This is a genomic window from Cryobacterium sp. TMT2-42-4 (assembly GCF_004402645.1).
Taxonomy (GTDB): Bacteria; Actinomycetota; Actinomycetes; order Actinomycetales; family Microbacteriaceae; genus Cryobacterium; species Cryobacterium sandaracinum.
The window spans coordinates 1-20,803 of the sequence record NZ_SOFT01000036.1 but is presented as its reverse complement, the minus strand read 5'-3'; the positions used below and the strand labels follow the sequence as shown (position 1 = coordinate 20,803).

General features: G+C 64.3%; 19 protein-coding genes and 2 pseudogenes. 10 read left to right on the top strand and 11 right to left on the bottom strand.

What is annotated here, in order from left to right; genetic code table 11:
- Positions 1–617 precede the first annotated feature (617 nt).
- Entirely contained in the window at positions 618–1,793 is a 1,176-nt protein-coding gene (locus tag E3O18_RS12585; RefSeq protein WP_134418201.1) for an ATP/GTP-binding protein, read from the top strand.
- Positions 1,790–2,134: a hypothetical protein gene (locus tag E3O18_RS12580; RefSeq protein ID WP_134418200.1), complete on the top strand. Its 345-nt coding sequence runs from the start codon at positions 1,790–1,792 to the stop codon at positions 2,132–2,134. The genes E3O18_RS12585 and E3O18_RS12580 overlap by 4 nt, the downstream gene beginning before the upstream one ends.
- Positions 2,135–2,352: 218 nt before the next feature.
- Here E3O18_RS12580 and E3O18_RS16810 read toward each other — a convergent pair whose 3' ends face one another.
- Positions 2,353–2,481 (bottom strand): hypothetical protein, encoded by a 129-nt coding sequence (locus E3O18_RS16810; RefSeq protein ID WP_277870892.1) that lies wholly within the window; start codon positions 2,479–2,481, stop codon positions 2,353–2,355.
- Positions 2,482–2,940: 459 nt separating this feature from the next.
- Between E3O18_RS16810 and E3O18_RS12575 the strand changes: the two genes are divergently transcribed.
- The 3 genes from E3O18_RS12575 to E3O18_RS12565 all read left to right on the top strand — a co-directional run bounded on the left by E3O18_RS12575 (position 2,941) and on the right by E3O18_RS12565 (position 5,195).
- On the top strand, positions 2,941–3,204 hold the full coding sequence (locus tag E3O18_RS12575; protein WP_241978184.1) for a helix-turn-helix domain-containing protein: 264 nt from the start codon (positions 2,941–2,943) through the stop codon (positions 3,202–3,204).
- A 21-nt stretch (positions 3,205–3,225) separates the two neighbouring features.
- Positions 3,226–4,398, top strand: a complete 1,173-nt coding sequence (locus tag E3O18_RS12570) for a tyrosine-type recombinase/integrase (RefSeq protein ID WP_241978183.1) — start codon at positions 3,226–3,228, stop codon at positions 4,396–4,398.
- A 122-nt stretch (positions 4,399–4,520) separates the two neighbouring features.
- Positions 4,521–5,195: a CFI-box-CTERM domain-containing protein gene (locus E3O18_RS12565; protein WP_134418198.1), complete on the top strand. Its 675-nt coding sequence runs from the start codon at positions 4,521–4,523 to the stop codon at positions 5,193–5,195.
- A gap of 504 nt (positions 5,196–5,699) precedes the next feature.
- Here the strand turns inward: E3O18_RS12565 and E3O18_RS12560 are convergent.
- The 4 genes and pseudogenes from E3O18_RS12560 to dprA form a co-directional block, all read right to left on the bottom strand.
- Positions 5,700–6,267, bottom strand: a pseudogene (locus E3O18_RS12560) (hypothetical protein).
- Positions 6,268–6,275: 8 nt separating this feature from the next.
- Positions 6,276–6,734, bottom strand: coding sequence for a single-stranded DNA-binding protein (locus E3O18_RS12555; protein WP_134418197.1), 459 nt, complete (start codon positions 6,732–6,734; stop codon positions 6,276–6,278).
- Positions 6,735–6,836: 102 nt separating this feature from the next.
- The gene (locus tag E3O18_RS12550; RefSeq protein WP_134418195.1) at positions 6,837–8,648 is read right to left on the bottom strand and encodes a TraM recognition domain-containing protein; all 1,812 of its coding nucleotides are present in this window, start codon (positions 8,646–8,648) and stop codon (positions 6,837–6,839) included.
- A 27-nt stretch (positions 8,649–8,675) separates the two neighbouring features.
- Positions 8,676–9,671 (bottom strand): DNA-processing protein DprA, encoded by a 996-nt coding sequence (gene dprA, locus E3O18_RS12545; protein WP_134418194.1) that lies wholly within the window; start codon positions 9,669–9,671, stop codon positions 8,676–8,678.
- 174 nt (positions 9,672–9,845) lie between these two features.
- On the opposite strand from dprA, the gene E3O18_RS12540 reads away from it, so the two are divergent.
- Positions 9,846–10,409, top strand: coding sequence for a dihydrofolate reductase family protein (locus E3O18_RS12540; RefSeq protein WP_134418193.1), 564 nt, complete (start codon positions 9,846–9,848; stop codon positions 10,407–10,409).
- A gap of 138 nt (positions 10,410–10,547) precedes the next feature.
- Here E3O18_RS12540 and E3O18_RS12535 read toward each other — a convergent pair whose 3' ends face one another.
- The 4 genes from E3O18_RS12535 to E3O18_RS12520 form a co-directional block, all read right to left on the bottom strand.
- Complete coding sequence (locus E3O18_RS12535) at positions 10,548–11,243, bottom strand: hypothetical protein (RefSeq protein ID WP_134418192.1); 696 nt, start codon at positions 11,241–11,243, stop codon at positions 10,548–10,550.
- A gap of 49 nt (positions 11,244–11,292) precedes the next feature.
- Positions 11,293–12,018, bottom strand: coding sequence for a DUF2306 domain-containing protein (locus tag E3O18_RS12530; protein ID WP_134418191.1), 726 nt, complete (start codon positions 12,016–12,018; stop codon positions 11,293–11,295).
- Positions 12,019–12,082: 64 nt separating this feature from the next.
- Complete coding sequence (locus E3O18_RS12525; protein WP_134418190.1) at positions 12,083–13,081, bottom strand: NAD(P)-dependent alcohol dehydrogenase; 999 nt, start codon at positions 13,079–13,081, stop codon at positions 12,083–12,085.
- A 163-nt stretch (positions 13,082–13,244) separates the two neighbouring features.
- The gene (locus E3O18_RS12520) at positions 13,245–13,769 is read right to left on the bottom strand and encodes a DUF6326 family protein (protein WP_134395836.1); all 525 of its coding nucleotides are present in this window, start codon (positions 13,767–13,769) and stop codon (positions 13,245–13,247) included.
- A 99-nt stretch (positions 13,770–13,868) separates the two neighbouring features.
- On the opposite strand from E3O18_RS12520, the gene E3O18_RS12515 reads away from it, so the two are divergent.
- The 4 genes and pseudogenes from E3O18_RS12515 to E3O18_RS12500 all read left to right on the top strand — a co-directional run bounded on the left by E3O18_RS12515 (position 13,869) and on the right by E3O18_RS12500 (position 17,474).
- Positions 13,869–14,570, top strand: a complete 702-nt coding sequence (locus E3O18_RS12515) for a TetR/AcrR family transcriptional regulator C-terminal domain-containing protein (protein WP_134395838.1) — start codon at positions 13,869–13,871, stop codon at positions 14,568–14,570.
- A 192-nt stretch (positions 14,571–14,762) separates the two neighbouring features.
- Positions 14,763–14,930, top strand: a pseudogene (locus E3O18_RS12510) (phosphoglycerate mutase family protein); the annotation flags it as partial.
- A 607-nt stretch (positions 14,931–15,537) separates the two neighbouring features.
- Positions 15,538–16,110 carry a sigma-70 family RNA polymerase sigma factor gene (locus E3O18_RS12505; protein ID WP_241978182.1) on the top strand — a complete coding sequence of 191 codons (573 nt, stop codon included), beginning with the start codon at positions 15,538–15,540 and terminating at the stop codon, positions 16,108–16,110.
- Between the two features lie 68 nt (positions 16,111–16,178).
- Entirely contained in the window at positions 16,179–17,474 is a 1,296-nt protein-coding gene (locus E3O18_RS12500; protein WP_134418188.1) for a hypothetical protein, read from the top strand.
- Between the two features lie 75 nt (positions 17,475–17,549).
- Here E3O18_RS12500 and E3O18_RS12495 read toward each other — a convergent pair whose 3' ends face one another.
- Positions 17,550–19,241: a formate--tetrahydrofolate ligase gene (locus E3O18_RS12495; RefSeq protein ID WP_134418236.1), complete on the bottom strand. Its 1,692-nt coding sequence runs from the start codon at positions 19,239–19,241 to the stop codon at positions 17,550–17,552.
- Positions 19,242–19,415: 174 nt separating this feature from the next.
- On the bottom strand, positions 19,416–20,803 hold a 1,388-nt coding region (locus E3O18_RS12490), incomplete at its 5' end, for an ABC transporter ATP-binding protein (protein WP_134418187.1).

Here is a 20,803-nt window from a genome sequence, read left to right as displayed (position 1 = left end):
ACGCAGGAACCAACCGAGTCTGGCGCGCCAGGCCGACAGCGAGAAGGCTCGGAGCCTACGGACACCGAATCACAGAGAGGGTGATGCCCGCCCTGACGCCTGAGCGTTGTCTACCAGCAAGCCGACATCGGCGTGGAGCATGGAATGCCGAGCCGCGCCAGCCCTCCATGGCGCCCATGCGCACCGATCGGCGGGGAGCTGAGGTGCCCCGGCCCCGATCGATGATCGGCACCCCAAGTGCAGGCCACCGGCGACCTCGCCAAGGCCGCGGGCGCTGACGGGCCGACTCGCCAAACGGTTCCTGCTGCAGCCCGCCTATGCGCCCTGACACCCGCCAGCCTGTCCCTCATCTGAGCTCGCGGCCCGCGCCGGGAATGTACTCTATCGACTCTGCGTCTGTCGTCGGCGATCAACTGTGGGACGAACATTGGCGCGAACCTCGGGCATAGTGTGACCCACACCCTTATTCCGTTGATATCGCTGCGCGAATTTTGTGCCCCCGGGCAAGTGCGGACAGGCGTTTCCTTAACGAGGAGTTGATCGAGGCTTGCGGTCAGGGCGACGTCGGCGGCCAGATCACGTCGACCACGCCGAGCGCCATCGCGTAGATTGCTCATATGGCGAAGACCAGGAAAAAAGAACAGCACATCGCGGTGTTTGGTGAGAGCGGCAGCGGCAAGACCGTTCTCGTTTCTTCTTTCTACGGAGCGGCTCGGGAGCAACAGTACGGCATAGAGAGCTTGTTTAGCGTCGTCGCAGATAAGACTTCTCAAGGTCGATTCTTGCACCAGAACTACCTCGGTATGAGAGGCTCCGCGCAGCTTCCACTTGCCACTCGCTTCGCTTCGGAGTCTTACTCGTTCTCGATCAATATGAAAGATGCAGCACACCAAAAGAGCGAGAAAGATCGACCTTTCGATGCCCTTCGGCTCGTGTGGCACGACTACCCGGGGGAGTGGTTCGAGCAGGATGCGAGCGGGACCGAAGCAGAAAGGCGTGTCCAGACCTTTCGGAGTCTGTTGAAATCCGACGTTGCTTTCATACTCGTCGACGGCCAGAGACTGATCGACAACGCAGGGGAGGAGGAACGCTATCTGAAGGCGCTACTCACGAACTTCGCTAACGGGCTTCTTCTCATAAAGGATGATCTGCTCGAAGACGATAAGCCATTCGTTCAATTTCCGCGTATCTGGATATTCGCACTCTCGAAATCTGATCTGTTGCCCGACATGAACGTCATCGCATTCAGAGACCTTCTTGTAGAGAAGGCCAGCAGCGAAATTGATCAGCTCGAGGAAGTTCTCGCCGGGTTCGTGCAGGCGCCTGAGGCACTCTCCGTAGGTGAGGACTTCGTGCTCCTTTCATCGGCAAAATTTGCATCAGGCAAGATCGAGGTGACTCAGCGCGTAGGTGTGGACCTGATTCTGCCGATAGCCGCAATGCTCCCCTTCGAGCGACACGTTCGTTGGGCGAAGGCAATGAACGGCGGAGGCAAGGTCTACAAGCACTTGATTGATGGCGCTGGAGCCATGGCCGGCGCATTGGGCGGCATCGGCGCTCTTGCTGCCAAGTTCAGTAAAGGAAACAATATGGTGATCAAGTCTTTGGGTCTTGTTCTCACTCACTTTGGTGGGGCCATCGAGGAAGCAGCGAAACTCGTCGGAGACAATCTGATGGACGCGAATAGTGACGCTGTAGCTAAAGAAGAAAACCTCCGGGCAACACTGACCGGGTTTCGAATGGACCTGGCCAGCGGCGAAGAAAATGAAATTTTCATCCGGAGCGACAGGTGACATTCATCTGGTCTACACGTGGTCGAACGTGGGGTTTTCGATTTCTCCGAAGCGGCGGGAGTCCCGACCCTTTTGCGGAATATGCGAAGGCGTTCTCGGGTATCGAGCAGGAGCGCGAAGTCTGGCGCCGGACTCAGGAGGTCGTAGCACTGCGCTTTGCCACCCCAGGAAAACTGCAAGACTCAGCGGGCCGGGATATCCCGCAGGAGTTTGTTCTTTTCGGAGCCTTGGCTTCACAAATCAACTCCGTTCAGGAAGGAATAGACAAAATCTGGCCGACTGTTGCCGAGGAATTCAAGCAGATCTGGGATCGAGCGGAAGCGCCGCCGGCTGCTGAGTGAATCAACGGCTTACACATGGCCGATGGTGCGACAACGAACCCTGTGCCGTAGAGAACGAATACGGCCTGACACGGGTTGAGAGGGTCGAGTGGACAGGAGTACTTTCCCGAGTTACTGCGTCTCTCTGCTGACGATCATGCAATCAGTGAAATCTGGACGCCGCATCCGCTGTATCGACGTTCATTCGTCCCGCCGAACGCTGCGGGGAAGAATCTAGGTCATGTCTTCGAGATTGTTTCGCCGCGCTCTTCTGCCTCGCGCCAGGCCTCTGAGACGATCACATGAAACTCATCGATGTAGTCGAGCTGCGACTGCGGGATTTCATCCAAGCGAATCACTGCCGCCAAGACAGACTCCGCTGCGCCGCTGAGTTTAAACTGTGTAGCTCGCGCGTCGGATGCTGACTTCGATCCTCGAACCAAGCGATTGCCATATCCCACTTCGAACAAGCTGCACTGGACGTCGACGCCGCTGAGCGGCGAATAGATTCGCGCCTCGCGCTGGGTCCGATCCGAGACAGTGGTCAGGCGCTGGCCTTCCTGGAGGAAAACAATGAGGGCTGTGGAGGAAATGGAGCTCCACCTTCACCGACGATCCTCTCCCTGCTGGCTTTCGCTAACGGCCCACCAAATGTCCCGGAAACTCAAGGGTTTCCGGGACTTTTTTGGTTAAAGATTTGACTACCCCAACACAAACCCATCTTTTACTCCTCTTCGGAGCCGCTGAGACGGCCTTCCTATCCGGGGCGCCGACGTCGTTCTCGGTCCAGCCCGGTCGTGCGGGATCGCCGTGCGCACCTTCTGGGTATGAGCATCTACGACGAATACCCAACCTCCTCCTCTACCGCCTCCACCGACGCGTGGGGCCTGGAACCTCTGATGGACATCTACGAGTTGGCGTCCTACCTGGGCATACCGATCTCCACGGTCTACGACTGGCGTGTACGCGGCAAAGGCCCCACGGCGTACCGGTTCGGCAAACACCTGAAGTTTGCCATCTCCGACGTGCGGGCCTGGATTGCCGAGCAGCGCGAACCCTCCAGCCCACCCCGGCGCACCGATCGGCGGTGAGCTGAGATGTCGCGGCCACGGTTGACGATCAGCACCTTCGGCGACATCACCATCCGGGTGGCGCCGTCCGGCCGGTTCGAGGCTCGGACCCGCTACCGGGACTGGGACGGACAGACGCGCCAGGTTCAGGCCACCGGAGACACCGCCCGGGCTGCTGAGCGAGCGCTTAAGAGCAAGCTCACGACGAGATACCTGCAGCAGCCGACGAACACGTCGCTGACGCCGGACAGCTCGTTCGGAGACTTGGCGACGTACTGGCTCGAGGACATCGACATGGAGAATCGAATCTCGAGAACGACCCGGAACCTGTACGAGCGCAACATGCGCACGCTCGTGCTCCCGGTGTTCCGCAGTCTCACGCTGCGAGAGATTGGTGTTGCTCGCTGCGATCACTTCATCAAGCAGTTGGCGAGGCTCTCCCACAGCCGGGCCAAGCAAGGTCGTGTCGTTCTGCGGCTGGCGCTTGAGTTGGCGGTGCGGCATGAGATTCTCCCCAGCAACCCGATGGATCACGTGTCTCGCTTGTACCGTGAGCCGCATCTCCCTGATGCGCTCACGGCCCCGGAGGTGAACGTGATCCGCGCGGCGATCGCCCGGTGGGAAAGCGCCGCCGACCACATCTCCGGGCCCAAGCCCGACGGCCAGCTCAGTGCGATCATCGAGGTGATGCTCGGCACCTCAGCTCGGATCGGTGAGGTCCTGGCCATTCGCCGCCGGGACGTCGACATCATCAGCGCCATACCGTCCATCCGCCTGGCCGGCACCATTGTCAGCCGCAACGGCGAGCAGACCTTCCGGCAGGACCACCCCAAAACCGCCAAATCGCGTCGCGTTGTGGCACTGCCCACGTTCACCGCCGACGCGGTTCGCCGGCGTCTCGCCAATGCCGGGAGCATGGACCTGGATGATCTGCTGTTCCAATCCCGGGACGGCACACCGCTGACCACCGCGAACGTGCGTCGTCAGTTGCGTCACGTGCTCGGGGGAGCGGGAATCGAGGGTGTGACCCCGCACATGTTCCGTCGCACGGTTGCGACTGCGGTCAACGCTAACGCCAACATCGAACTCGCTGCGGAGCTGCTCGGCCACACGGACACGAAGATCACGGTGCAGCACTACATCCAACGAAGCGAGCTGGTGAACCCGGCGACCGCAGCTCTCCTCGACCGGGCATTCGCAAGAGACGAGGAATAGAGTGCCATCGCGCCCGCCGAACCCCTCTTTTTTTTCCCCGATGAGGAGCGGCCACGGCAGAATTTGTTTCCTTGTCGTGGAGTCCCTGTAGAGTTTGGCTTCAGCGAGTCTCTGGGGGAGAGATGTCATCGAACGACAAATTTGCAGTGCTCCGATCTAACGTCCTTGCATCCGTCGAGAGGCACGATCGCTTACGCTTCTTGGCCGAGCGCGGGGCAGACCTGGCTGAACTTCGAGCCTTGGGGCCCGAGTTCTCTGTCGAGGATCGGGGCGCGATCTTTTTCAATGCGATGCTTAACGAGTTCTTTACTGTAGCGAGCGACCACCATGACTACGTGGAGGTGCTTTCGAAGGTCAATCGATTCGTCGACGTGGACCGAGCCACCGGTAGTAGGGCGTGGTCCTTGGTGCGCGAACATATGCTGCAGATTGGGCGTCAGCGAGGCTGGAGTACGGTGGACACGATTTGGGAAGACTGGACACCCAAGCAACAGCGTGAGTTCACGACCATGATCGATAAGGATCTCAAAGAGAAGCGGTCCGGCTGCTATGTCGCCACGGCGGTTTACGGGACATACGACTGCCGTGAGCTCTGGGTTCTTCGCCGCTTCCGCGACGAGACGCTCTCGACCTCGCGTCTTGGACGGGCGTTCACCGCTGTCTACTATGCGGTTAGCCCTATAGCGGTTCGCCACGGCGGCCGACCACTTCGGGCGGTCCTCCGGCGCCCTCTTGACGTCATCGTTCGGTTCCTGCTCGCCAGCGGCGTGTCCGACGCGCCGTATAGAGAGTCCTAGGCCTTTCGCCTCTCCGGCCGGTTCCACCCACCCGTGCTGGACCGTTGGACCGACAGCTGGCATGATCGTGTTCGCCGTGACGACCCTCGGTCCGTTTCTCGTGGCGCTCAGCTGGCGCGACGGGGTGATCGGCGTAACACCAGAAAGCATCGTCACTGGGGCAATCACCCTTTTCTAAGGCTCAAGCCTCACCTACGATCGGTCCGGCCCCGGTCTTGGGTCCTCGCTTAACTTCGGCTGAACACCTGCTGGTTATCGGCGTTAACGCCCTTGTGCTCGCGGCGCAGCCCTCGCAAATCCTCCGTCGCCCCTTCGTTTCGCTTGCCCAGTAGGGAGACGGCCATGGGCAGGCCCCACCGCCCTGGGGAACAGAGTGCGTTCCACATGAAGGGTGGGGCCTGCCCGGGATACCCGCCCACGAAGAGAACGGTTAACGTAGGCTAGCCAGGTCACTTCACACGAGTGATCCGGAGGCTCCTTGGCGATCTCAAAGGAGTCCTCGAATCAAGGAGATTCGGCGCGCGCATAGAAAGCCGCCTCGGCCGCGCGCCGCCTGGCGACGTCATCCACGACGAACTGCACGAAGTCTGCGTCGCGATCGCTGATCACGATGTCATCGACAGCGTCCGCCGGCGGCTCTCCTGGCCACGAAGTTTGGCGCGTCGGACGGTCGCGATCGAGGCGCGTCCCCGATGTCGCGACCCAGTCGTGGAGGCGCTGGCGGGCATCGGCAAAGTCGCGGTGCCATCCGAAGGGGGCCGAGCCGTGCTGGTCGGGATCATAAGCGCAGAGCCAGTGCAGATGCAGGGCGGAGAGTTCCCAGACGAGTTCGGAGTGGCGGTGCCAGAGGGGTNCAGAGGGGTGGCACGACGGATGCCGGGAGCCCGTAGGTCCGTCGTAGCCAGTTCACCCACCGGTTGAGTTCGATCCACTCTGTTTCGGCGTCGTCTGCGCTGAGGAGATTCCAGTTGATGGGATGCGGAGGCTCTGTTGAGAGTGGCCCGTCGAGTTCGTCTTCGCCGAATGAGGGACCCTGGTCGCCGGATGCCCAGTCGACCAGGGACGCTGCCATCGTTGTCCTCACATTCCGAGCACGGCTGAGCCAGCGCGAGCGTGCTCCGCCTCGAGCGGAACTGCCGTCTGGGCGGCTAGAGCATCCCGTTCGGTGCCTGCAGCCGAGCGGCGGGTTCGGTCGACGTCGTAGTTGGTGCGTGCGAGGTCGTGGCCGATCTTCTTTGCGACGGACTCTTCGCGATTGACGACCTCGCCGTCGCGCTCAAACTGAAAGTTGCGCACGTAGCCCTCGGCGACGAAGCTGTCACCTTTGGCAAACCGTGTCAGTGCCCGGTCGGCGGTGGCGCGGTAGGCGACGAGGTCGTGGAAACTTGGCTCGAGAACGGTGAAGCTGCCGCTGTCTTCGCGACGGAAGTGCGGTTGGCCGACGCGCACGTAGAAGCGGGTTTCACCGTTCTCGGTCACCGATTGCTGCGGATCCGACGCAATGAAGCCGGACAGGGATTGCTGGGTGTGAAGTGTCATGGGACTCATACCTCCTGTGATCTGGGCGGACCGTCGTGATCCGCGTTCACTAGGAGGTGCGCCGCGCACCCCATGCGCCCGCGACAGTGTGGGACCCAGGCCTCATTCCGTGGAGCTGACCGGGTGCTCCTCAGGCTTGGCATGCGTCGGTGCGCGCATCAACGCTTCGATGTCCGCCCGGTCTTCCCGCAGCGTCTTGGCGTCGGGGCGTGCAGTCCACATACGCAGACTCGCGACGACGGGCGGTGCAGCGCGGAGCATGATCAGGCCCGTGCCAAAGGGCAGGGTGCGGATCGTGTCGGGAGGCATGATTGCGACGCGGCGGATCGAGCGCTGCGCTGACCGTAATCCGCGATCGCCGATCGTCGTTGAGTCGGTGGACTCGTCGCGCTCGCCGATGAGCGTCGAGAGGTCCTGCAGGTCTCGGGAATTGGACGCCCCGCCGAGCACGATCTTCACGATCGACGAGTCCCATATTGTGCCGGCTGCGTTGTCGCTCCACTTCGTGCGTGCCTGCGCGAGTGACTGCAGCACTGGCATTGTCGTGATGCCGGTGCCGCCGCCCTCCGCCATCAGGGTAGGGAGGGAGGGGAGTGGCGCGAGGTTGCCGATCTCGTCGAGCGCGAGCAGCAGGGGCGGATCGAGCCGCGCACCCGCGCTTCGTGCGGCGATCCGGCGGGCGGTCTCGACGAGGTCCTCGACGAGCGCCGATACGAGTGCGGCGGAGTTGTTTGAGCCGGCGCCGGTTGCCAGGAGGTACAAGGTGCCGTTGTCGCGTAGGAATCCTTCCGGGTCGAACTCATCGCCCTCGCTCGGTGAGACGGCATCTAGTACTCGAGGGTCAGCCAGTGCACCCAGCGAGAGGGAGACGCCCTGCCAGATGGAGTCGCGGGTACGGGGGTCCGCCTCGAGCATGGCTTGCAGAGAGTCACCCCAGCCGGTGGCCGCGGCTGGGGTGCTCAGCAGGATGGAGACCGCGTCGTGGGCGGCCGCCGGGTCAAGGGTCCAACGAAAGAGCTCGGCGGGTGGGCAGCCGTCGAGCGCCGCCGCATGGAGGAGGGACTGAAGGGCCGTGCGGGTCTTGGCCTCCCAGAACCCGCCGCCATCGACGCCGCCAGCGGCCAGTCCAGTTCCGGCTGCCAGCCCCGCCGCGCGGATCATCGCCGTGAGCGGGTCCTCGCAGCCGCGGATCGGAGACCAGCGCAGTCCCACCGGAATACCCGGCGCAAGCTGCTGGGGATCGAATACCGCCACGGGTCCCAGTCGTTGCCGTGCGCGCAGCGTGGTGGTGAGGTTATCGGGGCGTGTGGAAGTGGTCACGACGGGGCCGGGGGCGTCGAGGATGGCGTTGATCACGATGTGCGCCCCCTTTCCCGAGCGCGGCGGGCCGATGACCAGGATCGAGTCCTCGACGCTCGCCCAGACCGTGGTGTTGTGGGATCGGCCGATTCGATAACCGACCTCGCTGGGGGTGGCGCTCGTGAGCGAGGGCCGAAGGTGCGCCGCGCGCTTCAGGAGTGCCTGGTGCGATGCGGCTCGGGTTACTTCGGCGCGGGTTGCGATGCCGGGGATCCGGTGCGGGTCGACTTTGGCTGCGCGGCCCGTGCCCCTGAACATCCGCCACAGCCAGATGGCCGCAGCCACGGCGAGACCGAGCAGCACGATCGTCGTGAGCCAATACGCGATTGGGTTGAGGCCCGGTGCCTGCAGGGCCGCCGACGGGTTGCCTGGGTTGAGGAGCACGGCGAGTCCGGCTTCGGGCCCGCCGGCTGGTTGTTCCCGACTCGTCGCCCAGGCCGCGACAGCACCCGCAGCGCGGAGCAGGAGGGCAAACGCGGACACACCGATCAGGAGGCCGATACCGAGGTTGGCCAGCTCGTCGCCAAGCGAGGCCTGCGATCGTGGCGTGCTCATCAATTCTTTCCGTTCCGAGGAGATCGGTTAGAACCGAAGATCCGGACCAGTCCGGCTGAATCGCCGTGTGGGAAAATATGCGAACGTCCGGTCACCTGAGAAGCCGGCGGTGGAGTCCAGCAGGTCCGTGACATCCTGCGCGTCGATGACGAGGCTCGCGATTCCCTCCTGGACCAGCCGATGGCAGCCGGCGCTCGCCGGGCTCGTCACCGGTCCAGGAACGGCGCCGACCGGTCGACCCAGGGAGTGAGCCTGCCCGGCGACGTTCAGCGAGCCGGATCGATGCCCCGCTTCGACGATGACCGTTGCGGCAGAGAGGGTTGCCAGAATCCGGTTCCGTTGGAGGAAGCGCCATCGAGTAGGAGTGGAGCCGGGTGGAAGTTCGCTCACGAGCAGTCCGCCGCTTTGTTCAATGCGCTCGAAGAGTTGCTCGTGGCCGACCGGGTAGACCCGGTCGAGCCCTCCGGCGAGCACGGCGACCGTAGAACCGGGATGGGTTGCGGTGGCCGCTCGATGTGCTGATCCGTCGATGCCGTAGGCGCCTCCGGACAGGATCACACGGCCCTGCGAAGCGAGGTCGGAGGCGAGTTCGGTCGCCACTTGGCTGCCATAGGCCGTCGCGACTCGGGCGCCGACGATGGTGACTCGACCGGGGAGAGGAACCGAGAGGCGACTTGGGTCGCCCTTGAGCCAGAGCGCGATCGGGGCACTCGTACTGAGCTGCTGCAGTTCGCCGGGCCAGTCGATGTCCTCTGGCGTCAGCAGCCTTAGGTTGTGGCGTTCCATATCGGCCTGGATCCGTTCGATCTGACCGGGGTTGATTCGCGGGGCCAAACGTCGTCGCCACAGCTCACCCTCAGCGGGGTCGACGCCGTTTGGAAGCCGAACGCCAGACGTGATGAGTCGCACGGCCTCCGCGGCTCCGAGCCTCGCGACCAATGTTCCCGTGATGATGTCGCCTGGCTCGGACAGGGCCGCGAGGGTCATCCTGGCTTCTCGCTCTTCGCTCAAACTCTCGGCCATTACAAGGCCTCCTCGATCTAAATACAAGGTGCACCCCTGCGCCCGAACGTCGGCGCATTCGTCTTCCTCATGGTGGTTCCCAGCACGGACGCCAGCCCTCCGGGGACAGCGCCTGCGTTGCGTTCCACGGGCTCCGGCGTATTCTCGAACGCGCGTTACCGAGGAGGATGTCTGATGCGCAAGGTGACCTATTCGATGAACGTTTCGCTGGACGGCTACATTGTCGGGCCTGACGGCAACTTTGACTGGTCGGCGCCCGACGACGAGGTCTTTCGCTTCTGGATCGACGACATTCGAGAGGTGGGTGTGCACCTGTTGGGACGGCGGCTGTACGAGACGATGCTGTATTGGGAGACCGCTGATCAGAATCGATCTTTCGACGACGCCGAGCTCGAGTGGGCTGCGCTCTGGAATCCGCTTCCCAAGGTGGTGTTCTCCACCACGTTGTCCGAGGTACAGGGAAATGCCCGCCTGGCCTCCAGGGGCGTCGCGGAGGAGATCGAGCGGCTCCGAGCCGAGCCGGGGGAGGGCGACATCGCCATTGGCGGCGCGACTCTCGCCGCCGAGGCATCCGCTCTGGGGTTGATCGACGAGTTCCAGATGATGGTCTACCCGGTGCTGGTGGGCGGCGGTCTACCGTTCTTCCCCCGAAGTGAGCGCCGGGTAGATCTCGAATTCGTCGACAGTCGCACCTTCAAATCGGGAGTCGTCTACTTTCGCTACCGCGTGGCGCGCTAACGCGGATTTCCACGCAGTTGGTGCTGGACGGCGGCCCGCATCGTCGCCGCGCCGACAGGACGCGACCCCGGTACCAGCAGGCGGCCCTCCACGGAGTCTTCGCCCGCGTGCGCGACCTCGGCGCTGCCCTTATTTCGGTCACGACCGGACCAGGCGCACGCCGGTCGCGAGCAGCCAGATGAGCCAGGCGGCGAACCCTAGGAGCCCGGCGAAGATCAGTGCCGAGCCGTCGGCGATCGCGAGGCTGCCGAGCCCCGCGGCGAGCAGCAGGCTCCCGCCCACCAGGCCCAGCAGACGCTGCCAAGCCGGAGTCAGCCCGCTCGCGTGCGCGGCGAGAGCTACGCCGAAGCAGGTGGTGCCGATCATCGGCAGCGCCAGCGCGAACGCCGCCGCGTGAATCTGCCAGACGAGCTCGAAAGCGGGCGTCGGCTCGGCGAGCCCGCCGGCGGAGAGCGCGAGCCCGATCTGCGTGACGTTGAACAGCACGAAGATGGTCGCCAGCGTCGCGCCAGCGGCCAAGGTGAGGCGCGACCAGCCGGCGCCCGCTCCGCCGCGCCGCTCCACGAGGCCGTGCAGGCCCGTCACGAACACCAGCAGCAGCGGTAGGTACAAGGCCACCAGACCAGAAATGATCGCGACCGCGTCGCGGTTGGTCGCGTAGTAGGCCAGCACTTCCTCGATCGGATCGCCATAGCCCGGAGCGCCCGTTACCGCAAACAACACGTTCTCTATCACCACCAACACCGCGAAAGCGATCGCCGCGGCACCGACGAACCGGCCTCGAGCGAACCCACTGCGGGCTGGCGTGATGGCGATGTTCTTCGGTGATTTCATTTCTTCCTCCTTAGTTGCGGTCGAAGGACCGGCGGGTTGTCGAGGGGGTTCATGATGTGAGCGCGCCACGCCTCGCACGACCGCGCCTCCGCCGGCTGGTCCGTCGCCGGATGAGTAACTCCGCCACGGCACTGTTGATCACGAAGCCCGCGGCGACCAGCCATGCCTCGCCGAATGCGTTGACCTCACCGACATTGAGCGTCCACAGTGTGACGACGAGTGCTTGGGTTCCGCCGGAGACAGCGATCGCGTAGGCGCGCGTCATCCATGCTCCGTGCGCGGCGAAGTCGCGACGCGTGATCGTGATCACGGCGAGCACAAGAAACACCGTCATTGGTACGGCGAACACGAGTCGAATCATCGCGAGTGCGAAATCATCAGGGGGTCCACCGAAGAAGACTGCGAGCCAGATGCTGGACAGTGTCGCGATGAATCCCGCGGGGATCAGTGCCCGGCCGGCGGTACGGTGCCAACCGCGCAGGATTCGCAGTGCTGGAGAGAACTGGAATGCGCCGAGAATGCAGAACACGCTCATGGCCACGATGTGCGCAACGACCGCCACCGATGTGGCCAACAGCATTTCGCTCTCGGGCCCAGCGATCCCGTCCCTCAAGCGAAGCACACCGCCGAGCACGGGAAGGGCACTGAGGATCAAGAGGCCGGTTGTGGCAAGCCATCCGCTCCTCGGTCGCTGCCGCTCGCCCTTCTGCTGAGCAATTGGGCGGGTGGCCGTCAACTTTTGGTCGATCGAGAAGCTCTTGTCGAGCGGGTTCATGCTGTGACTCCTTGGGTTTCGAGGGAGCGCACGGCGCGCCCGTCGCGGATGAAGAGCTGGCGGCCTACTCCTTGGTGTTGTTCAGGCTGGTGACGGTGACGGTGACGGTGACCTTTCCCCTGGCGTGCTCCTCAACGAAGTAGCGGATCGCCTCAGGCGTCTCAGCGAGCGGGTAGCTGCGGTCGACTGGCGGCGTGATGGTGCCGGCGTCGATGAGTACCCGAAGAACTTCGAGGTCGGCCCCGCTCGCGGCTGCGGAGAGGGGTCGAAGGCTCTGGGTCACGAACATGCCCAGCAGCATCGCTGCAAGCATCCGTCGGATCGGACCGAGCACGCGTCCCCCGTTGCCCGACGCCAGCACAAGAGTTCCGCGACGAGTGAGGGCCCGCCTGCACTCGGCTATCGATCGGTTGCCGACGAGGTCGAAGATGACGTCGTAGCGAGCCCCGCCCGTCGCGAAGTTCTCAGCCGTGTAGTCGATGACGTGGTCTGCGCCCAACGTCCGCACGAACTCGAGATTTGCGGTGCTGCAGACGCCAGTCACTTCGGCCCCGAACGCCCTAGCCAGCTGCACGGCGAAGGAGCCGACTCCGCCGGACGCCCCGTTGATGAGCACCTTGTCGCCTGGCTTGATCTTCGCGACATCCCGCACGCCCTGCAGCGCCGTCGTTGCGGCGATCGGCACGGCAGCCGCTTGGTCGAAGCTGATTCGTGAGGGTTTGTGAGCGAGGCGCTTCGCGTGGGCGACGGTGTACTCGGCGAAGCTGCCGGCATCCACCTCCGCATACACCTCCTCGCCCACGCTGAAACCGCGCACATTGTCGCCCACAGCCTCGATCACGCCGGCTACATCCCTGCCCCGCGTCGAGACCTTGGGCCGCCGCAGGCCGAACGCCAACCTCGCAACGAAGGGTTCACCCTGCAGGAGCAGCCAATCGGCCGCGTTGATGGATGCTCCCAGGACCCGGATGAGGACTTCGTCCTTCGCCGCTACGGGCCGGGGAACAGTCTCGTATTCGAGAGTGTCAAGTCCGCCGTAGCGGTGTTGGGTTATCGCCTTCACCGTTCTCAGCGCCCCTCGGGGTTAAGTCCGTTGACCGGCTCGTCGAGGATGAGCGGCCTGGGGTCGCCTGGGATGGCGTCGGCCATGGAGCGCAGCGCGCCCGACCATCCTTCGCTCGCGCCACCCGCAGGCACGGTCACCTGGCTCAGCATTGGGCGGGCAGTCACGGCTGCTGCGGCGTGCGGAGTGGCTCGCTGTCGAGGCTGGCTGCCAGGGTCGCCGGTGATGCGGTGCGGCGTGGCCAGGTCCAGGCGGAGCGCAGGATGAAGGTCAGGATCAGCACCTCGACTCCGATGGTGAGGGCGTAGTAGAAGGCATAGTCCCAGGTCGCCCCTGCCGCGTTGAACACCATGATGGGGATGTACAGCGATGCCACGGCGAGGTTCGTCACGCGGTTCATCCGAGCGGGCAGCGTCATGGAGAGCAGTGCCATCAGGGCCGGGATCGCGATGATCACGAAGAAAATGGACATCAACGTCCCGCTGATGTCGAACTCAAAGATGACGCCACCCCGGATTTTGTCGATTTCGCCGGGCTGGTAGAGGTGGAAGTAGTCGATGTAGATGACGAGGAACATGAGGCTGGTCCAGGCTGACGCAAGCTTGGCCTGCACGGGCATGCGCAGATTTTCCAGCGTGCTCTGGGACCGCGGATTCTCTAGTGCGGTGTGGGATTGAGGCGTACTCATCACAATGCTCCTTGGCTTGATTTGTGAGACCGGGACTTACGGGTGTAAGAACCGGTCCCCAGCGTAGCCTTACGTGCGTAAGTGCGCAAGGATGGGAGCATGACGTCACGCACACCGCTGAGCAGGGCGAGGGTCATTGGCGCGGCCGCCGCGGTAGCCGACCGCGCGGGTGTTGCCGCCGTGAGTATGCGCAGTGTCGCGAAGGTGCTCGGCGTTGAGGCGATGTCGCTCTACCATCACGTGCCAGGCAAGGAGGCGCTGCTCGACGACCTCGCCGACTGGGTGTTCGAGAGGATCGAGCTGCCCGAGGTCGGCGCTACCTGGCGGGAGGCGCTGACCGACCGGGCACGATCGGCACGGTCGGTGCTCACGGCTCATCCGTGGGCGCTGGGGATGATGGAATCGCGCCCAACCCCTGGCCCGGCGCTGTTGCAGCACCACGACCGGCTACTGGGCGTGCTGATGACTGACGGCTTCAGCGTCGTCCTCGCGACACACGCGTTCTCCGCCATCGACGCCTACGTGTACGGGTTCGCGCTGACCGAGACGAGCCTGCCGTTCGAACCGGGGGACGGCTCCGAGGAGGCGTTTGCCGTCAAAGTCGCGGCGCCGGCGGAGCTGTATCCGCACATTGCGCGCTCGCGCGCCGAGCTGTTCGGCGCTGGCGCTGGCGGTTACGCGTTCGCGGACGAGTTCGACTATGGGTTGGAGCTGCTGCTGGAGGGCCTGGAGCGTCGGGTCGCCGACGATATCCCCGCGCTACGCGAGCGTTCGAATCGAGGCACCCGGCGAAAACCGTAAAGACCCTACGACACGTCTAGGCTCCTGAGGTTATCCGGGCGGTCGTGTCGAAGGTCTCGTGGACCTCTAGGTCGGCCGCGGCGGGCAGTGCCGTAACTCACACCTTCTTCGAACGCCCGCAGGGGTGAACGCTGGCCTTTCCAGCAATCAAGAACCTCCATCAAATCCGGGGCGCGATACTACTGTTGCCGCATGTCTGCAAACGATCCACTGCCCCACCATCCCGCTCCGGATAACCCGTCAGGGAAGCTGATTCTCTTGCGTCACGGGGAGACGGAGTGGTCGAAGGATGGCAAACACGCTGGGCTCACGGATATTCCGCTCACTGCCCGGGGAGAGCAACTTGCCCGCGGCGCGGGCAGGTTGGTAGCTGTCGCTCTGATCGCGCACGGCCATTTCCTGCGCATTCTGACCGCCGTGTACCTGAGGATGTTCGCGAAACTCTTCACGAAACGGTCCGGTTGAAACAAAAAAAGGAAATCGCTCCTGAGGCTTTTCTGGAGCGATTTCTGGCTTAAGTGGTTCTCGCGTCCGTTTCCGGTCGCGATTTTTGAATCGTGAGCGTGATCTCGGTTGTTAGTGTGTTTTTCGGCGTTTTCAAGCGCGCCGGATTGTCTTGAATGTTGGGTGTTACGCCCTCTGGGCAGTATGTGGTCCGCAGCGGGCCGTATACGTCCGGAGTGGTGATCCGCCGGTCTCCTCCGATACAGGGTCTTTGGCCTTGTCTGGCCGCACGACGCCGACTGTGGGTGTCGGTGTAGGGGTTGTGCCATTCGCGGTCGCGTCGGCGAATCGTACGGACAACGGGTTCCCCGTGGATGAGCTTCTTGGCGTCGTCCTTGATTTTGTCGCTGATGAAGGCAGCGATTTTGCGGGGGTTGAAGTTCGTCAGCAGGATGGTGACGCGACCTCCGAAAATTCGGGGCGCTGCGTGCAAGACTTACGGCGGAAGCGACATATTCATTAAGTGAGTATCGCCAACACCCCAGCCACCGCCGACATGAGCGAGGGAGCGGCGATGCCTGAGAGCGCGGACCCGCCCAAGACGGCGGCCGACGTCGACTGGTTCACCGTGATCGTCCGGGCGCACTCGACTGCGCTCGTGCGCTACTTCGCCCGCCGCGGACCGCGTCAGGATGCCGAGGACCTGGCCGCTGAGGTCTTCGCGACAGCTTGGCGACGCCGCAAGGACCTGCCACGGGAGGCGGTGCTGCCGTGGCTGTATCGCACGGCGGGATTCACGCTCGCGAATTCGCGCAGGAAGCACATCGATCTTCCCGTCGACGCGGTGCCCGAGTCGGGCGTGGTGCGAGTCGACGGCGATCCGGAATTGAACCTCCTATTCGATGCGGAACTCCGCGGTGCGCTTGCAAGCGTGGGGGAGCGAGACCGGCAGATCCTTCTCCTGCACGCGTGGGAGGGGCTCGACGGGGCCGAGCTCGCCGGCGTGCTCGGCATCTCCCGATCCGGGGCGGATGCCGCGCTGTCGCGCGCGCGCAAGCGATTGCGAGAAGCCTGGGGCGAGCGGATGTCGTTCTAGGGCCTCTGCAAGATTCGGCACGCCCCGCACATATAACAGGTGAACCGAAATTCCGGAGGCTGATCGACATGAACGACGACGACAAACAACCAGACCCGGTTGCCCGGCTGCGTGCCGCCGACCCAGCGGGGGAGATCGAAGCGCGTGCCGGGTTCGACGACGAGGTCGTCGCGCGGATCACCGGCCTTGAGGCTGAACCGATGGGCGACTCGGCACCCGTGGCCGACCTGGCCACGGCTCGAGCAAGCCGCAGGCCCCGCTGGCTCCCGTTCGTCGCAGTCGCGGCGTCGATCGCCATCGTGGGCGCCGCGGGATACGGGATCGGAGCGACCACAGGCGGGCCGATGAGCCTCGCCGACGGCGCTGCTCCGCCCATCACTCTGCAGTCCAACGGGGGCCCCGAAAGCGTCACGCAAGGCGCAATAGAACCGTCCGTGGGCTCTGGCGCCGCTATCGACCAGAAGATGTCTCCCTTGACCTACCCCTACGGATCCGGCCGGAACGCCTTCAGCGCGTCCAATCTTGGCACACAGGCGGGCACAGCTCAGGCCTACGCCTACGACCCCCGTTCGGCATCCAGCTCAGACAAGGTCACCGCGCTCGCCGCGGCGCTCGGCATCGGGTTACCAGTCGAACTGCGCGATGGCAGCTGGGTCGCCGGCCCGCGGGACGGCAGCGCCCCGAGCCTGTCAGTGAGTCTCGACGGAATGCTGTCCTTCTACTTCCAGAACCCGGAGGTGAACCCGTGGCAGTGCGAGGGTGATCAGGTCTGCGAGCCGACCGGCGAGCCGCCCAGCGAAGACGCTGCGATCGGAGCACTTCGCTCGCTCCTCGTCGCCGCCGGCCGGGACCCTGCCGCGTTCGAATTTACCTCTCAGGTGTGGGAAGGCTCTCCCACGCGAGCCGCCGAGGCAAAACCGGTCATCGACGGGCAGCAACTCGACCAGGGGTGGGCATTGGAGATGGCAGAAGATGGTGTCGTCAACTCCACCGGGGCCCTCGCCGACGTCGTCGCTCTGGGGATGTACCCGGTGGTAAGCGAGCAAGAGGGCTTCGAACGACTCTCAGACCCGCGGTTCAGCGGAGCACCGATGACTCTGCCGATCGCCCTCCGCGATCAGGCGTCGACGACCGAGGAGCGGGTGGCACCGACGGAACCGCCCGCAACACCAGTCGCCGGCACCTCGGTCTCATGGCCGGTGAACAAGGTCGAGATCGTTAGCGCACAGCTCGGTCTCACCAGCCAGTGGCAGCCGGACGGGAGCGTCCTGGTGGTCCCCGCCTACGCGTTCACGGATGCCGAAGGCGGCACCTGGTCGGTTCTCGCCGTCGAGGAATCGATGCTCGACTTCCGGGCTTTTTAGACCATCGTTCACTGCCGGTTCGTGGGCGGGGAAGGCTTCATCGAGAAGCCCGACGTGCCCGGCCGGGTCCGCCGATCAGGACAACCCGACGATCTCGCCGTTGTCGTCGATGTCGATGCGTTCGGCTGCCGGTGCGGACGAGAGACCAGGCATGGTGCGCATGTCGCCGCAGAGGGGATAGATGAACCCGGCCCCGATCGACGCACGCACCTCACGCACCGGCAGTCGCCACCCGGTGGGTGCTCCCTTGATTTTGGGGTCGGCCGACAGGGACAGGTGTGTCTTGGCGATGCACACCGGCAGGCTGCCGAAGCCTGCCCGCTCGTACTTGTCGAGTTGCCGAGCTGCCAGAGGCGAGAGGTCCAAGCCGTCGGCGCCGTACATCTCGCGCGCGATCACATCGATCTTGTCGACCAAGGGAAGTTCGTCGGGATAGAGCCGGTGGAAGCCCGACGGTTCAGCGCAGGCCTCCGCAACCGCCTCGGCCAGCTCGACCGCACCCCTGCCGCCTTCGGTGAAGTGGTAGCTGATCGCCGCGCGCACACCTTCCTCTGCCGCGACGTCCATGATCGCTTGATGCTCACTGTCGAAGTCGGTGGGAAATGCGTTCACCGCAATGACCGGCGTCACTCCGTGCCGTCGGATGTTGGCGATCTGCCGGCGCAGGTTCGCTGCCCCGGCGATGACATCGTCGGGATTCTCGGCGAGCATCTCCGGTGGCAGCGGTCGGCCGGCGACGACCCGGTACTTGTTTGAGTGAGTTTTCAGGTCACGCACGGTCGCGACGATGACGGCGGCATCCGGCGCCAGCCCGGAGGCACGGCACTTGATATTGAAGAACTTTTCCGCGCCGATGTCTGCACCGAACCCCGCCTCGGTGATGAGGTAGTCGCCGGCATGGATGCCGATCAGATCGGCGACGACCGAGGAGTTACCGGTGGCGATGTTCCCGAACGGACCGCTGTGGACGAGCACTGGCGTCTGCTCCACGGTCTGCATCAGGTTCGGCTTGATGGCGTCCTTGAGTATCGCGGTCATGGCGCCGGCCGCCTTGAGCATCTCGGCGGTCACCGGTTCGCCGCCGCGGTTGTAGCCGACGACGATTCTTCCCATCCGTTCACGGAGATCCTGCAACGACGTGCACAGCGACAACAACGCCATCACCTCGCTGGCTGCGGAGATGTCGAAACCGGATTGGAACGGATTGCCGTCGTCAGGACCGCCGAGCCCGGTGATGATGGTGCGCAGCTCGCGATCGTTGACGTCGAGGACACGTCGCCAGGTGATCTCATGGGGGTCGAACCCGAGACGGTTTCCCTTGTGGATGTGGTTGCCGATCATCGCCGACAATAGATTGTGGGCCGCGGTAACGGCGTGCGTGTCGCCGGTCAGGTGCAGGTTCAGTGCCTCCATCGGGACCACCTGAGCGTAGCCGCCACCAGCGGCTCCGCCCTTGATGCCGAACGTCGGCCCCATCGACGGCTGCCGTATCGCGACGATCCCGAGCTTGTCGATGTGCCGGAAGCCCTGACCGAGCCCGACCGCGGTGGTCGTCTTGCCCGACCCGAATGGAGTCGGCGTGATTGCGGTGACGACGACATACTTGGCCCGTGGACGGTCACGGAGCTCGTCGATCGCATCGAGGGAGATCTTCGACGCCGCACTTCCGTACGGTTCCAGCAGGTGTGGACCGATGCCCATGTCGGCTGCGACCTCTTCAAGCGGGCGACGGGCCGCAGCGCGCGAGATAGCGAGATCCGACGGCATGGCCGTGGTGATTGATCGAGATGGCTTGAACATGGTGCCTCCTCAGCGCCTCAGCGCCTCTGGGGCCTGGTGACCCAAGCGTACTGTCAGGCCAGTCGTCATCAGTCCCCGCTAAACGAAACGTGATGAGATGACTTTCCGAGACGCTCGGGGCAGGGGCGCCGAGCTCAGAGACTAGGTCAGGCTCAGCGCTTCCTCATCGGCCGCAACATTCTTCTGCACGGCGAATTGGGTCCGGTGCAATTCCTCGTACCGCCCACCCACAGCCAGCAGTTCCTCATGCGTACCCCGCTCCACGATCGAGCCGTCCTCAACCACGAGGATCAGGTCCGCGCTGCGGATAGTGGAGAGGCGGTGTGCGATCACCATCGCCGTCCGTCCCTCGAGCGCCTCGCTGAGCGCCGCCTGCACGGCGGCCTCAGACGTCGAGTCCAGCGCCGCCGTCGCCTCGTCGAGGATGACGACGCGCGGCTGGGCGAGCAGGAGCCTCGCGATGGTCATACGCTGGCGCTCACCCCCGGACAGCCGGTAGCCACGCTCTCCCACCATGGTGTCCAGCTGGTCCGGCAGGGACCGGATGAGCGGCTCGAGCCGCGCACGGCGGACGGCGTCCCACACCTCGTCGTCGGACGCCTCCGGCCTCGCGAGGCGCAGATTGGAGAGGATGGTCTCGTGGAACAGGTGGCCGTCCTGCGTCACCATGCCCAGGGTGTTTCGCATGGAGACGAAAGTGACATCGCGGACATCCGTTCCCGCGAGGCGCACGGCGCCGCTGTCGACGTCATATAGGCGCGAGAGGAGCTGCGCAATTGTGGACTTGCCGGCACCGGACGTACCAACGAGGGCAACGGTCTGCCCCGGCTCGATCCTGAAGGACACGCCGTGCAGCACCTCCTCGCCGCCGCGGGTGTCCAGCGTGGCAACCTCCTCGAGAGAGGCGAGGGACACTTTGTCCGCGGACGGGTAGGCGAAGCGGACGTTGTCGAACTCGACGGCCACTGGGCCTTCGGGGACGGCGACGGCGTCGGGCTTCTCCTTGATGAGCGGGTCGAGGTCCAGCACCTCGAAGACGCGCTCGAAGCTGACCACCGCGCTCATGATCTCTACCCGTGCGTTTGCGAGGCTGGTCAGCGGCGCGTAGAGGCGGGTGAGGAGGAGCGCCAGGGTGACCACGTCACCGGTATTCAGCTGGCCGGCGAGTGCGAGGAAGCCGCCGAGCCCATACACGAGCGCGAGGGCGAGAGCGGAGACGAGCATCAGGGCGGTGAAGAAGACGAATTGCAGCATCGCGGTCCGGACCCCGATATCGCGGACGCGGGCCGCGCGGACGCGGAACTCTTCGGCCTCCTCGTCGGGCCGGCCGAACAGCTTGACGAGGGTGGCGCCGGGCGCGGAGAAGCGCTCGGTCATCTGCGTGCTCATGGCGGAATTGTGATCGGCGGCCTCGCGGCGCAGCGCGGCGAGGCGGCTGCCCATGCGGCGCGCGGGTACCAGGAAGATGGGGAGCATGATCACGGCGAGAACCGTCACGAGCCAGGACGTGCTGAGCATGACGATCAGGG